The organism is Kitasatospora sp. NPDC058046, from assembly GCF_042885595.1.
Taxonomy (GTDB): domain Bacteria; phylum Actinomycetota; class Actinomycetes; order Streptomycetales; family Streptomycetaceae; genus Kitasatospora.
The window spans coordinates 63,391-78,191 of sequence record NZ_JBHVRS010000023.1; the positions used below are offsets into that span (position 1 = coordinate 63,391).

Genomic DNA, 14,801 nt, shown 5'->3' on the forward strand with positions numbered 1-14,801 from the left:
CCGGCCCGGCCCGAACCGCTACCCGTCGGACGAGCACCGCTTCCACCTCGCTGGGTCAGTCCTCCCTCTCTCACTCCAAGGGCGCACCAGGGCCTGCGGAGTGAGGGATGACGCTCCATCCGGCGGGGCGATCGAGAGCGGGCCCCGGCGGCCGGACAGAACACCTCGAAGACAGCCCAGCAGGGCGCAGTCAGTGGAAGGGCCAGGGCCGCCGGGAATCCGGCTACGAGCATCAGTGTCGGTGGGTGCCGGTAGCCTCCCCCGAGGGGTCTAACAGGGAGAGGAAAACGGCATGGCCGGACGGCGCTCAGATGCACGTACGAACGGCTCCATCTACAAGCTCACCGATCCTCGCGACGACAAGATCAGATACATCGGACAGACGGTCAACCCTGTCCACGAGCGGCTGGCCCAGCACCTCGCGAAGCCCACCAACAAGGGCATGAACGCCTGGCTCGGCATCCTCTACGCCAACGGCGAGACGCCCAGGATCTCGGTCCTCGCCACGGTCGACAAGAGCCAGCTCGACGCCGAAGAGCAGCGGCAGATCAGCGAGCACGTAGCGGCCGGCCACCGTCTTCTCAACGCGCCGTACTACCACACCAACGTCTCCGACCTGCGATCCGATTCTGAGCCGGCCAGCATTCTGCTGGACCATCACTGGTCCCCGGGTTGGCGCGCTCGATGGCGAATGCGTCGTGAAGCCCGAGCACAGAGCCGAGCCAGGCGGCGTGATCAAGTCATCGATGAATTCGGCGAACTCTGGGACGGGAAGCTCTTCGAGACCTTGGCCGAGACTTCCATGAACAAGTCGATCGGCCATGGCGAGTGGTGGTTCCGGTTCCTCGTCCTGGTCCCGCAGGCAACAATCCGCATGGCGTGGCTGGCACTGCGTGTATTGACCAGCGACTCACGAGCCCTACGTCGCGTTCCGTTGCTTGTCCTAGGTATTTGGTACTGCTACAGCAAGTTACGCTTCAGCCTGATGCTGCATGACTTCATCGCACCACTCTTGCCGGTGCAGCAGATGGCTCGATTCTGGGACCGATACCTTTCCTATGGCGCCCATGAATTCCTTTCATCGTGCGTCATCGCCGCCCCAGTCATGGGGTTTGCATTTTCCGCCCTGATGTACACGACGAAGAAGATGGACTTGGAGGCGGAGCGCGACACGGAGAAGAAGGCCGCAGAAGCGGCCACGAGTCAACAACCTCGGAGCGACCTCGACGGGGCGCTGCTCTACGGCGTCCCTCGCCAGTCCTCGATGCGTAGGACCCGCAAAAGGCCCGCAGCGGCAACGAGGCCTCCAACGGGCGCAGAAACTGGCGCGCCCTGACGTCAGCTCGGCAAACAGCGAGCAGCGGGCAGGCCGAGCGACCACATCGCCTGGCCCACCGGCCCGGCGCTCAGTTGGCCTTCAGGCCGTCCAACCGGCCCCGCCGAGACAGCCACCGCAGCCATAGAGTCAGCCCGAGTCCAGATGAAGTGCTCGGTGGTGCCGACATCGTCGGGCGGCGCCCCGCTGAAGAGATGGTAGGCCGCATGAGTCGGTACCGCCCCCTGAGGCGCCGCTCCGGCTCGGTGCTCAGTCCGACGTGTGCTCCACTTCGACCAAGCCGACGTGTTGACCGGAGACCAGCTCCCGCAACTTGGCGCGCGTCTCCGGGTCCGTGGAGTACACGACGGTGCCGATCATTCCTCGTGTCAGCAGCACCTTGTAGGTGTTGCGGATCAGGCGGTCGATGTCGGCGTCGGTGGTGGACCTGCGGAAGACGGGGTCCTTGGAGGCCGTGCGGTCGGTGATCCACCGGTCGGTGCGCCAGACGAGGTCCGGTCCGAGGATGACGCCGCTCCAGTCGTACTCGAAGCCCTGCGCGGTGTATACGCAGCCGACCTGGCCGAAGCCGGCCGGGTCGGTGGCCCACAGGGCGGCCGGCGGGGCGCCGGCGATCGAGCGGTCGCCGTACACGTTCCACGGCCGGGCCCAGTCACCGATCTGCACGTCTAGAGGAAGCGGATCTCCAGGTGCGATCTTCGTCGTCCACTTCCAGCAGTACCCAGCTGTAATACGGGCGTTGAACCCCTCCACGCGCCGGGCGTCGAGGAACGCCTCCAGCTCTTCGGGGCTGTCGACAACCTCCAGGGTTACTTTGCCGTCGGGCTCCCATTCCACAGGGCCACCTGGCTCCAGCCCGAGGAGTCGCACCACCCAGTGCAGGTAGGCGTCGCTACCTCCAGCGCGAAACTGGCTGCCTAGTTCGATCACTTGGCAATCCAGGCCCTTTGCGCCGGCGGCGGCGCGGATCAGGTCCACTGTGCCCATCTCGCCCGGCCGGACGATCTGGTTCTCGTCTAGCAGGAACACCGGTACGCGGGCGGCGTCGATCAGTTCCTCGATCTGGGACTTTCCCGTGCGCTGGGCCGCGCGTGTGTAGCGGTTCGCGGACGTCTCCCTGATGCGATGTGCCTCGTCGCAGATTAGAACGTCGAGTCCGTTGCGCTCGGCGGTCATGAAGCTGTTGAAGTACTTGAACAGCTCCTGCACTTGACGCTTTCGCGCTGCGGCCGTCCGACGCATCGTGGTGGTGAAGGAGCTGGATCCGGTCGCGTGGAGAGCCGCAACACCATGCCTGTACATATCGCCCAGGAGCGACAGCGCGATAACGCTCTTCCCAGTGCCCGGATCGCCAGTGATCACAACCACCTCCTTGCGATCAGTCTGCTGGGCCCGCCGCACGGCGTGCAGCACCACCTCACACGCAACCCGCTGTTCGTCCAGCAGGACGAACTGCTCACGTTCGCGTACTTCGGCGGCAGCTACCGACACGAGCTGTGGTGTTGGCCGAGTCTTCGCAGACAGAAGAAGATCAGCTGACTCGGCACCGTCTGCTGGGGCTAGTAGCGAGCGCAGAAGGTGAATGAAGCTCGGTCGCTGCCCCCCAGTGAACATCGCGACGTTGGAGCTCGGGCTCACGGCGAGAGCTTCCTCAGTCGCGAACTCCGCGACGTAGGGAAGGAATGCAACACCCGAGATCCGCTCAGGACGGTCGGCTAGCGCCGCGTTGTACGACGCCAGATACGAGCAGTAGCCGCGCACCTGCTCGATCGGGTTGAGTAGAGGACGCGCGAGGCCGGGGACTCGGCACAGGTGTGCGATCTCGCCATCAGGCTCGACTTGCGACCACAGCTTCACTTCAACAACTACGTAGGACGGATCCCCCGTTACAGGATGAATTCCTGCTAGCACGAGGTCGGCTGACCGGTTAGTGAAGGGGAGGTCATAGTCAACCAACACCTCAACCTGGCCGAGACCGGCTTCCAGGAGAACGCTTAGAACTCCTGGTAGCCCGCGCTTCCACATGTGCCTCTCGGCCTGACTCGGCTGGTGCCCGCGGAGGAGCAGTGAGCCCTGCTCGACTGCTGACGCGAGATCCCCAGACAGGGCCTGCGCAGCCAGGAGGGATGCGGGACCGCGATACAGCACTTATCTCCTCCTTGCTACTGGGGCAGGCTTCGTGGATTGGCCGGCTGGGAGACAGTAACAAAACGGATGATGGGGGAGCAGCTTCGTTCATTTGGGGAGGGCCTTGAGGATCTCAGGCCTGTCCTTGGGATCAGAGTTGGCGAGTGCCTCGCTGGCGATCTGCCGGGTCAGTCGAGCCCGGACGATGACGCGGACGATCGTCGAGACAGCGAGGAGGGAAGAGCCAATGGCAGTGTAGACGGACAGCACGGAAGTCCTTAGGAGAGGCCGCGCGTGTAGGCGCCCAGCGGCGCCGAACGTGGGCGATGCATGATGCCGGGTTGCCAGAGCTGGCGCACGGACCTAGCCCCGCGCCACAGCTCACCGCTCAAATCTTCCAAAGTCAGGAAGAGAACACCTGTGGCTGTGTCACACAAGGGGCGCAGAGCAGGACCTGGTTTGGCGTGGCGCGTCCGGACATAGCCGAAGCGCTCGCGGGCATGCGCGAGGGCAGCATGAAGGAACTCCGTTACGGGTGGGGGCATGTCCAAACATCGGAAGCCCGGCGGACCGTATGACTGTCTGTCACGCTAGCACGCCCAGGCTGCGAATGTTGGGCGATCTGCTGACCCGATGGGGCCAGTACCGCCTGATCGCCAGTTTTGTTGGCTCCGTCGGGGAGCCGTCACGGTCAAATCCACCAACTATGGGCGCAGGCGCATTGCTTGACCTTGTTCTCAACGGGCTGGATTGAGGGATCCAACGGAGCCCGGCGGGGTGGTGAAGGGTGGCCTCTCGGTCGAAGCCGCAAGAGTGCGGGCCGTCCTCGGCGACACTATCCGTCAGGGAATTTGTTCGAAGGTGGAGACCATGTTTCGCCCTCGCCGTCTGACCTCACAGGACCCACTGCCCGCGGCGACACGGCCTGGCCGGGGCGCGAGAAGTGCAGAAGGGCGGGCGTCTACCCAGGACAACGTCGGGGGCACCCAGTGGGCCGCCCTCCAGGTCTTGTGGAGCGCGACGACTTCTACCGCGCCGTCAAGGTGCCCGAGGCCCTGACTGAGCAGGAGCACCGCAACTTCTCCCCGTCGACCTTGGCAGTTTCGGACGAGGCCGGCCCAGCGTCGGTGGTCAGGCGGATGCGGGGCAACCAGAGGAGCATAGTCGGGTGGACTCGCTCGCCAGGAGAGAGGCAGTCACGTCGCTCATTAGATGGGCCATCCGTGATTGCGGCAGGGCCGGCACGTCGACCTCGACGCCGACCAGCGCGCAGCACCGGCTGTGACAGCCCGCACCCCGGGACCTCGGGCGGTGTTCCTCGGTGAAAGCGGCCTGCCGCAGCCCGGGGTGCTCACGGCTGGTCCCGGGTGACGTGGTGGATTGCGGAGCGGATCGCCAGGTCCACGCCCATCTCGCCGGTCAGGTCCCGGTAGTGGCGGGCCGATGCCGGGAAGCGGCGCAGCACGCCAGCCACCTCGGTTGCCATGGTGCCTCGTAGGGTGCGCAGCCACCGCAGGGTGGCGCCTTGCGGCGTCCACTGGTTCTGGGCCTCATCCCAGGAGCACAGCGCGGTGGCTGCCTCCGCCAGCAGCTCGAGCTCGCCGGCGTTGCCGGCTGTCCGTGCCGCTTCCAGGAGCCACAGCATCACCCGGTCCATGGTGGCGAAGCTGGGCCAGGGGTCCGCGTGCCGGTGGGTGCCCATCGCCTGCAGCACGGTGGCGGCCCGCCGTGGGTTGCGCAGCAGCGCCGGCCCGGGCTGCTCGAGTTCGGACAGGACCTCCAGGTACAGGTAGGTGTCCGTGGGGTTCGCGGCAGCCAGATCCAGGAGCTCGTCGGCCGCGCCGGGGCCGTTACCGCGCTTCATGTTGGCCTCGGCCAGCAGACGCTGCGCACGCACGGTGGGCAGTTCCTGGGACGCGGCCATTTCCCGTTCCACGAGGGCCAGAAACGCGGCGATGTCCTGCGGGCGATGGGCAGGGTCGAGCTGGGTGGCCTGCTGGACGATATGCCGCCACGGGCTCGGTGACTGCGGGAGCAGTGGGACGTTGGTGTGGGGCTCCTCGCCAGTGAGGGCCCAGCCGATGACTTGGCCGAGGCCGTAGATGTCGGTGGCTGGGCCGGCGTCGTGGGCTCCGGTGGGGTGGCTGAGTTCGGGGGCGGCGAAGCCGGGGCTGCCGAGGCCGAAGCGGGTGCGGTTGGGGTTGGTGGTCTCGCCGCGCGGCCGGCGCACAAGACCCCAGTCCGCGAGCCGCCAAGCCCCGTTCAGAAGAAGAATGTTGGACGGCTTGACGTCCCGGTGAACCCAGCCGTTCTTGTGGGCAGCGGCCAGCGCGGAGGCAACGGCGTCGACCAGGACCCGCAGCTGGGTCGGGTCGCGCAGCTCGGCCCAGCGGTCCTCCGCCGTCGCCTCGGCGAGCGGCATGACAAACCAGCGGTGGTCGGCGGCGGCGTCCAGGACCGGCATAACATGCGGATGGCCGCCCAGGTGCCGGGCGAGCTCGATCTCACGGGTCATCCGAGCCACCGCGTCGGGCAGGTCGGAGGTGCGCCGCTTGAACGCGACCTCCACTCCGGTGGGCTTGTGGGTGGCGCGGGCGACCGTACCTTGGCCGCCGGCGCCGATCTTGTCGGCCTCCTGCCGGTAGTGCCGCTTGTTTCCGGCCGCGTTCTCGGCCACCTCCCGGTACGGCTCCCGGGTCCCCTGCGGCCAGGTATCCGTCTCGCTGGCAGGGCTCTCGGGACTGGCGGTGTCGTGGGGAAGACCGGACAGACGCAGCAGCACCGGCACCTGTTCGCCGGGCACGCCGGGGAGCATGCCCAACAGCAGGGCCGAGCCGTCTCCAGCGGCGGCCAGACCCGCGGCGACGGCGAGCGGCGGGGCAGCGAGGGGCTCCGGGGCACCAGTCATGGCCGCGGTGTCCACATGGTGCAGGAGGAGACCAGTTCCGGATCCGTCTGGGGACAGCGTGAAGGCACCGTCCCTGCCAGCGGCCAGCATGTGGCCGGGGTAGGGCGCCTGGGAGGGGATCCAGGCGGAGCGGGGGCCAGCGTCGGTGCTGAGCGCGAGGTCGACCACCGCGTGATGGCCACCGGCCGCGAGCAGAAAGCGGCGCCGCCCCAGGCACACCGTGGAGCGAACTGCGGCGTCGAACGCGATCGGGTAGCGGACCTGGCGGCCGGCCTCGAGTCCGATCCAGGTCAGGGCGAGCGTGCCCTTGCCGGACCCGAAGGTGACCCCCGAGCCGGACAGCACCCACACCTCACCGCGGTCCCCGGCGACCAAGCGCGCCCCCGGCGGGAACCCGCCGGCCACAGCGCTCAACAAGCCCTCATGCCAGCGCAGCACGGCGCCGCCGCGGACCACTAGAAAGGAACCGTCGTCCCGGGGCAGGACGGGGCCGTCACAGCCGGCCAGCGCCAGGTACCAACGGGTGACGCCGGTGCGCGGGTCAAGGTCGATGATCCCGCCGTCCACCGTGACCAGCACTCTCCCGTCCGGTGCCAGGGCCAGGCCGGTGGGGACGTGTCCATCGAGGCCGCCGACGAGCAGCGGTCGCACCTCCACGCCCCCAGCCCCTGCCTCGGTGGCCGGGGCAGCGGCGAAGTAGGTGAGGAGTTCCTGCCGTCGTCCGGCCGGGTCCATCGACGTGGGGACGGCCGGGACGGCGCGGGGCAGGACAAGATCGGCCAGGGCCGGATGGAGTGCACCACCACGGCGGAACGCGGCCCTCATGAGGTCGGCCAGCGTCGCGACCCCGCACACAGCCGCGTCCAGATGACTGCGGTCCAGGACGATGACCCGCCCCACCAGGGCATCCAGAAACTGCGCCGCCCGCCCGGCCTGGCGGGCGGGCTCCGGGCCGGTGCACAGCAGCACGTGCCGAACACCGGGGGAGGCAGTGGCCAGCTTGGCGAACGCCGTAGTCATTTCGTCGACATCTTGCGGACCGGCGTCGCTCGCCAGCAGCAGGTAGTCGCGTCCCTCGTACTCGAACGCGGCCAGCGGCCCGCTGAGGGGCCCTGGGGCGACGTTGCACAGCTCATCCGACACCTCGACGAGAGGTTGCACCACCTTGATCAGGCGGTTCACCGCCATGACCCGATCGGTGCCAGCCTCTGGCGGCGGGGCCGTGCGCCACCTGTCGTAGGCAGCCGTCAGATCCTGCGCCGTGTCCGCTTCCGTGCTCATGCCCCGCCCCTGCTGGTTGATCGCTGCCTGCCCCTGAGCCGGCACCTCACATTCTGGCCCACGCCGCAGACCCCCGGAGGCCAGTTGGACAGTCGCAGGTCGGGGTGGCCGCGGCCCGGAGCGCCACCCTTGGCAGGGCGCACCAGCGCTAGCGTGCGGGTGCTTACGGGGTGGCCAGGCCGGTGTCCGTGTCGGTCGGCCAGCATGCGAGATGCCAGTGCCCCTCCACCCACAGGACGACCTGGTGCCTGGCTCCCGAGGATGGGCAGAACAGGCGCCACTGCGAGTGGTCGGCGCCCTGGAAGGGCACGAAAGCATCCCGGCCGACGATCAGAGGGTCATCTCAGCGGGTCAGGGTGCGATCTTGGAGGGGGTTCTGTGGTTGAACCGTGGGATGCTGGCTGCTGACTCTGGCAGAGTGGTCGTCTCTGCTAGACGATTTTCGTGAGGAACCTTGTGAGCGCGCTCGGTAGCTTCATCTGGTCAATCGCTGACCAGCTTCGAGGCCCCTACCGTCCTAACCAGTACGGGACAGTGATCCTCCCGTTCACGATCCTGAGGAGGCTCGACTGCGTACTCGAGCCGGATCGCGCGGCGGTACGGGAGCTGGCTGAGAGGTACGAGAATCCGAACCGGCTCAAGGTTGAGGTCAAGAAGCTCACGGGACGGCAGTTCTACAACACCTCCAACTACGGCTTCGCGAACCTGCTGGCCGACGCGGATGGGCTGGCGGACAACCTCGCCGACTACATCGACCGGTTCTCCGGCGACGTGGACGTGTTCGAGTACTTCGACTTCAAGAAGGAGATCCTGGCCCTGGAGAAGGCCGGACTCCTGCGCGAGATCGTCCAGTCCTTCAGCGGCGTAGACCTTCATCCCGAGGTGGTGTCCAACTCGGACATGGGCGATGCGTTCGAGTACATCATCCGTAAGTTCAACGAGGCTGCGAACGAGACCTCCGGAGACCACTACACGCCGCGCGACGCGATCCGGCTGCTGGTCGACCTGCTCTTCGCGGACAAGGACGTCGATCTCTCCGAGGGCGACATCATCCGGTCGCTGTACGACCCCACCGCTGGCACCGGCGGCATGCTTTCCCTGGCCGAGGAGCACTTGCTCGCGCACAACCCCGGGGCCAAGCTGGCCCTGTACGGCCAGGAGTACAACCCGCAGTCATACGCCATCTGCAAGTCTGACCTGCTCGCCAAGGGCCACGACACGACGAACATCGCTTTCGGGAACACCCTCACCGACGATGCCTTCAAGACCCGTCAGTTCGACTACTGCATGTCCAATCCGCCCTACGGAGTGGACTGGAAGCAGTACGCCAAGGCGGTGCAGGAGGAGCGCGCCTCAGCCGGCCCATACGGCCGCTTCGCGCCGGGGCTCCCCGCGACCTCGGACGGCCAGATGCTCTTCCTGCTGCACCTGGCCCACAAGATGCGCGCCCCGGAAGACGGCGGCGGTCGGGTCGGCATCGTCATGAACGGCTCGCCCCTGTTCAACGGTGCCGCCGAGTCCGGTCCCTCCAACATCCGCCGGTGGCTGATCGAGACCGACCTGGTCGAGGCGATCATCGCGCTGCCGACCAACATGTTCTTCAACACCGGCATCGCCACGTACATCTGGATCCTCGACAACACCAAGCACCCCGACCGCCAGGGCAAGGTCCAGCTCATCGACGGCACGTCGTTCTGGACCAAGATGCGCAAGAACCTGGGATCCAAGGGACGCGAGATCAGCAACGCGGATCGCGCCAAGATCGTACAACTGTACGCCGACTTTGAGGACGCCGACCCCGACCTCTCCAAGGTGCTGCGCAACGACGAGTTCGGCTACTGGAGCGTCACCGTCGAACGTCCGTTGCTCGACGAGGGCGGCAACCCTGTCGTCGACCGCAAGGGCGCCCCGAAGGCCGACTCAAAGAAGCGTGACACCGAGAACGTGCCCTTCACCTACGGTGACTCAACTGCCGGCGGGGAAGGGCTGCGCAAGGTCGCCCAAGCGTACTTCGACGCAGAGGTGAAGCCGCACGCCCCTGACGCCTGGATCGACTGGGCGAAGACCAAGACCGGCTATGAGATCCCCTTCACCCGCCACTTCTACCGGTACGTCCCGCCCCGCCCACTTGCCGAGATCGATGCCGACTTGGAGAACCAGGTTGCCAAGATCCTCGGCCTGCTGAGGGAGGTCGAGGGGTGAACTCTCTGACGCTGATCGGTGCACACCGTGCAGTCTCCGAGTTGCTTGGGAACCTGCCTGAGTCGTGGGACGTGGTTCGCTTCAAGGGTCTGTTCGACCGACTCGATCGACGAAATGTTGACCTTACATACGAGATGTTGTCGCTGCGTTCAACGGGTGAAGTCGTCAGACGCGCTGATATGGGCGGGCGTCAGGAGCCCGACGAGGCCAGCTTGCCGAAGTATCTCGTGGCCGAAATCGACGACCTTGTGGTTAACCCGATGTGGTTGATCGGCGGCGGCATCGGCGTGTCGCGCCGCGCAGGAGCGGTCAGTCCGGACTACCGCGTCTTCAGGTCGCGCGGTGCCATGCTTCCGCGGTTCGTTCATCACCTGCTGCGATCGCAGCCTTACCTTGACCAGTACCTTTTGTACACGCGGGCGCAGACGACGTTTGACCGCCGCGTGCAGCAGCCAGACCTGGACAATCTCCCGCTGCCAGTTCCCCCGCTGGAGGACCAGAGCGCTATCGCCGACTACCTCGACCGCGAGACGGCTCGCATCGACACGCTCATCGAGGAGCAGCAGATCCTTATCGGATTGCTCACTGAGCGCCGTGTTGCTGTCATGGCAATCCCATTCAGTCAGGCACATCCTACGGCGCCGCTCGGCTCGGTACTTGAAGAACTGATCGATCACAGAGGAAAGACGCCTGGCAAAGTTGGGGACAGAACCGACGACTTCACCGACCAGGGTGTTCCAGTCGTCTCGGCCATCCATATCAAGAACGGACACATCTCCTGGGCTGAGCGTGAACGGTTCGTTCCCTACTGGATGTTCGAGAAGTGGATGCCAGTTCGACTACGTGCAGGGGACGTTCTCCTCACATCGGAAGCGCCGTTGGGGAATGTTGCGCAGGTTCCCGCTGATGCGCCTCTTGTATTGAGTCAGCGCCTGTTCGCACTTCGGGGCCGTGAAGATATTCTGGACTCCACCTACCTCCGGTTCTTCCTTGAGAGCGACCAAGGTCAAGCTCTATTGCGGGATGGAGCAAGTGGGTCCACCGTCGCGGGTATCCGGCAGTCAAGATTGGTGCAAGTTCCGGTACCAATCCCCCCAGTTGATGAGCAGCGCCGAGTTACACAGCAGATCAGGGAGCAGATCACAAAGATCGATACGCTCATGGCCGAGACCGAGCGGTTCGTCGAACTCTCAAAGGAACGCCGCGCGGCGCTGATCACCGCTGCCGTGACAGGGCAGATCGACATCCGAGAGGTGGCGTGATGGCTGACCACAACGAGGCCGTCTTCGAGAAGGAGATCTGCGAGTACCTCCGGGACCACGGCTGGCTGTACTCGGCGAACGACCACGACGGCGGGGAGTACGACCGAGAGCGGGCGCTGTTCCCCGCCGACCTGTTCGCATGGCTGGAGGCGACGCAGAAGGCGGCATTCGGGAAGGCGTTGAAGGCGGCGGGGTCGCAGGCGAAGTTCCTCGACGTGCTGACCGCGGCGCTTGACCGGCCACTGGAGCACGGCGGCGGGACGCTGAACATCCTGCGCAACGGGGTGCAGTACATCGGCGGTGGCCGGCTGAAGATGGCGCAGTTCCGTCCAGATACCGCGCTCAACGCGACGAGCACCGCGCAGTACGAGGCGATGAAGGTGCGGGTGGTGCGGCAGGTGCACTTCTCGACCGCCGACCAGCGCAGCATCGATCTGGTGTTCTTCGTCAACGGGCTCCCGGTGGCCACGGTGGAACTGAAGACCGACTTCACCCAGTCGCTGAACGAAGCAATCAACCAGTACAAACACGACCGCAACCCGCTGACGAACGGCCGTCCCGAACCGTTGCTCTCCTGCGGGCACCGGGCTCTGGTGCACTTCGCCGTTTCGAACGACCTCGCGGCGATGACGACGAAGCTGGAAGGCGACAAGACCCACTTCATGCCGTTCAACACCGGCTTCGACAGCGGCGAGGGCAACCCGCCCGGTGTTGACGGCCGGTCGGCGACGGCATACCTGTGGGAGCGGGTGTGGGAGAAACACGCCTGGCTGAACATCGTGGGCCGGCTGATGATCGTCCAGACCAAGGAGGAGTGGGACGTCTCAACCGGCACCTCGGTGCGGCGGACGAGCATGCTCTTTCCGCGGTTTCACCAGTGGGAAGCCGTCACGAACATCGTGGACGCGGTGCGCGAGGAGGGCGTCGGCCAGCGGTACCTGATCGAGCACTCCGCCGGGTCGGGGAAAACGAACACCATCGCGTGGACGGCCCACCGCCTGGCGCGGCTGCACATTGACGACCAGAAGGTCTTCGACTCGGTCATCGTTGTCGTGGACCGCACCGTGCTCGACACCCAGTTGCAGGACGCGATCCGACAGATCGACGGCACCGGGAAGATCGTCGCGACCATTGGGCCCGAGGACGTCCGCAAGGCAGGCGCGAAGTCGAAGTCGGGCCTGCTGGCGCAGGCACTGAAGAACGGCGAACTGATCATCGTCGTGACGCTGCAGACGTTCCCGCATGCCCTGGATGAGATCCGTAGCGACGCCGGTTTGAAGGGCAAGCGGTTCGCCGTCATCGCCGATGAGGCGCACTCCTCCCAGTCGGGCCAGATCTCCGCGAAGCTGAAGCAGGTGCTGACCGCCGAGGAGATCCAGGAGATCGAGGACGGCGGCGAGGTCGACGTGGAGGCGGTCCTCGCGTCCGAGATGACGGAGCGGGCCGAGTCGGAGAACATCTCCTACTTCGCTTTCACCGCGACGCCGAAGAGCAAGACCCTCGAACTGTTCGGTCGTAAGGGCGCTGACGGGAAGCCTCGCGAGTTCCACCTGTACTCGATGAAGCAGGCGATCGAGGAGGGCTACATCCTCGATGTGTTGAAGGGTTATCAGAGCTACGACACCGCGCTGAAGATCGCGGGCAAGGCCGGAAGTGGTGCTGGTGTCGGAGGCGAGGTCGAGGAGGGCACCGCCCGCAAGGGCCTGATGCGGTGGGTGCTGCTCCACCCGACGAACATAAGCCAGAAGGTGCAGATCATCGTCGAGCACTTCCACATCAACATCGCCTACCTCCTGGAAGGCCGGGCGAAGGCAATGGTGGTGACCGGATCCCGTAGGTCGGCGGTGAAGTACAAGCTGGCCATAGATGCCTACATCACCAAGCGCCGCGCTGAGGATGCCTCGTACAACTACCGCACCTTGGTCGCCTTCTCCGGCGGGGTGACGATGCCCGAGGGCGAGACCTGGCACAGCGACTGGGGCCCGCAGCCGTCGGAGGACGACGAGTACACGGAGGCCAACATGAACCCCGGCGCCGGCACGGATCTGGCAGCCGCATTCAAGGGCCAGACCTACAAGATCATGCTGGTCGCGAACAAGTTCCAGACCGGCTTCGACCAGCCGCTGCTCTCTGCCATGTACGTCGACAAGAAGCTGCCGGGTATCACCGCGGTGCAGACGCTCTCCCGGCTGAACCGCACCCACCGTACCGCTGGCGGCGAGCAGAAGCGCAAGACGTTCGTCATCGACTTCGCCAACGAGCCCGAGGACATCAAGGCGGCGTTCGAGCCGTACTTCAAGAGTGCCACGCTGGAGACCGAGACCGATCCGTACGTGGTCGTCCACCTGTCCAACAAGCTCGCCCAGTCCGGGATCTACAGCGAGGACGACGTCCGCAAGGTCGCCGAGCTGTGGGTGACCCGGAAGGGCAACAACGCGCTCTCGGCGGCGATCAGCCCGGCGCAGCATGACTTTCGCCGCCGCTACGCGCGGGCGATCGAGGAAGAGGACAAGGTCACGCTCAACGAGCTCGACCTCTTCCGCAAGGATGTCTCCACCTATGTACGCCTCTACGACTTCATGTCCCAGATCGTCGACTACGGCGACGCCTACATGGAGATGTTGTCCATCTTCCTGCGGTTGCTGGAGAAGGTGATCGCCGAGTCCTCGTGGACGGCCGAGGTCGACCTGTCCGACGTGGTACTGGTCGGGGTAAAGCACAGCAAAGCAATCCCGGTCGACATCTCGCTCGTGGGTGATGGGCAACTGAAGGGCATCAGCGCCGCCGGCACGGGAGCGAAGAAGGACCCGAAGTACGTCGCACTCCAGGTCGTCATAGACAAGATGAACGACCTTTTCGGCGCGGAGTCCTTCGCGGCCTCCCAGGTCCGGGAGTTCGTTCAGGGGCTCGTCCAGCGACTACTCGCCAACTCTGACCTGGTCAAGCAGACCAAGGCCAACACCAAGAAGCAGTTCATAGAGTCGCCAGACTTCCAGGCTGCCGTCTCTGAGGCGGTCGCAGACAACCAGGATGCCCACAACACGATGGCTGACTACTTCTTCACTGACGGGCCGGCTATCAACGCGATCATTCTCGCCCTTGCGGATGCCTTCTATGAAGCAGCGGTTGATCAGCAGGGGGATTCATAGGCGCGACAGTATTCACGTCCCGGATTTCCTGCCCCAGTAGGGACACCCGCCTAGGGATCGCAACGGTTGGGGCAGGCGTAGGGACTCGCCGGGGACCACGCGTTGGTCACCACTGTCCCTGAGGTGCCTTTCGGTGAACGAACAGCGCGGGCTGTCTACCGTCCGACGTGCAGCGATGGTGATCGCCGGGCGACTGGGGGTCAAGGGGTCGCAGGTTCAAATCCTGTCGTCCTGACAGTGATTTCGGTTGTGAGAGCCGGTACTTGGGAAACCGAGTACCGGCTCTTTCTGTTGTGGTGTCGGCTGGTGGTCGCACGGTGGTCTCTGGGCCACATCGGCCAGGGTGTGGGCGGTCCTTCTGGTCGGGGCGGCTGGTAAGTGGGCAGTTGCCGGTGGAAGTGCGGGCGCTGGGCGCGGCAGACGGGGTGGCCGAGGACGGTGTGGTCGGTACTGTCGAGGATCCAGGTGATGGCGTCGAAGGCTGCGCGGGCGGCGGGTTTCGTGAACGGGTTGGGCGAAGTGTCGCGGCTGCGGCG

At 65.6% G+C, this 14,801-nt stretch carries 7 protein-coding genes; 4 read left to right on the forward strand and 3 right to left on the reverse strand.

Features of this window, described 5'->3' with window-relative positions; all coding sequences use genetic code 11:
* Positions 1-292 precede the first annotated feature (292 nt).
* Positions 293-1,336 (forward strand): hypothetical protein, encoded by a 1,044-nt coding sequence (locus ACFVU7_RS35445; RefSeq protein WP_388049417.1) that lies wholly within the window; start codon positions 293-295, stop codon positions 1,334-1,336.
* A gap of 249 nt (positions 1,337-1,585) precedes the next feature.
* Here the strand turns inward: ACFVU7_RS35445 and ACFVU7_RS35450 are convergent, their stop codons facing one another.
* From ACFVU7_RS35450 to ACFVU7_RS35460, 3 genes are all read right to left on the reverse strand, one after another.
* Positions 1,586-3,484 (reverse strand): DNA/RNA helicase domain-containing protein, encoded by a 1,899-nt coding sequence (locus tag ACFVU7_RS35450; RefSeq protein WP_388049420.1) that lies wholly within the window; start codon positions 3,482-3,484, stop codon positions 1,586-1,588.
* A gap of 87 nt (positions 3,485-3,571) precedes the next feature.
* Positions 3,572-3,733: a hypothetical protein gene (locus tag ACFVU7_RS35455; protein WP_388049422.1), complete on the reverse strand. Its 162-nt coding sequence runs from the start codon at positions 3,731-3,733 to the stop codon at positions 3,572-3,574.
* 1,081 nt (positions 3,734-4,814) lie between these two features.
* Positions 4,815-7,652 (reverse strand): protein kinase, encoded by a 2,838-nt coding sequence (locus ACFVU7_RS35460; RefSeq protein WP_388049425.1) that lies wholly within the window; start codon positions 7,650-7,652, stop codon positions 4,815-4,817.
* Positions 7,653-8,108: 456 nt separating this feature from the next.
* Between ACFVU7_RS35460 and ACFVU7_RS35465 the strand changes: the two genes are divergently transcribed.
* From ACFVU7_RS35465 to ACFVU7_RS35475, 3 genes are read left to right on the forward strand one after another with little or no spacing between them, the layout of a single operon-like run.
* The gene (locus ACFVU7_RS35465) at positions 8,109-9,854 is read left to right on the forward strand and encodes an N-6 DNA methylase (RefSeq protein ID WP_388049428.1); all 1,746 of its coding nucleotides are present in this window, start codon (positions 8,109-8,111) and stop codon (positions 9,852-9,854) included.
* A complete protein-coding gene (locus ACFVU7_RS35470; protein ID WP_388049431.1) occupies positions 9,851-11,116 on the forward strand; it encodes a restriction endonuclease subunit S in 1,266 nt (421 codons plus the stop codon). The genes ACFVU7_RS35465 and ACFVU7_RS35470 overlap by 4 nt, the downstream gene beginning before the upstream one ends.
* Positions 11,116-14,265, forward strand: coding sequence for a type I restriction endonuclease subunit R (locus tag ACFVU7_RS35475; protein WP_388049434.1), 3,150 nt, complete (start codon positions 11,116-11,118; stop codon positions 14,263-14,265). Before ACFVU7_RS35470 ends, ACFVU7_RS35475 begins: the two co-directional genes overlap by 1 nt.
* The last annotated feature ends 536 nt before the right edge of the window (positions 14,266-14,801 follow it).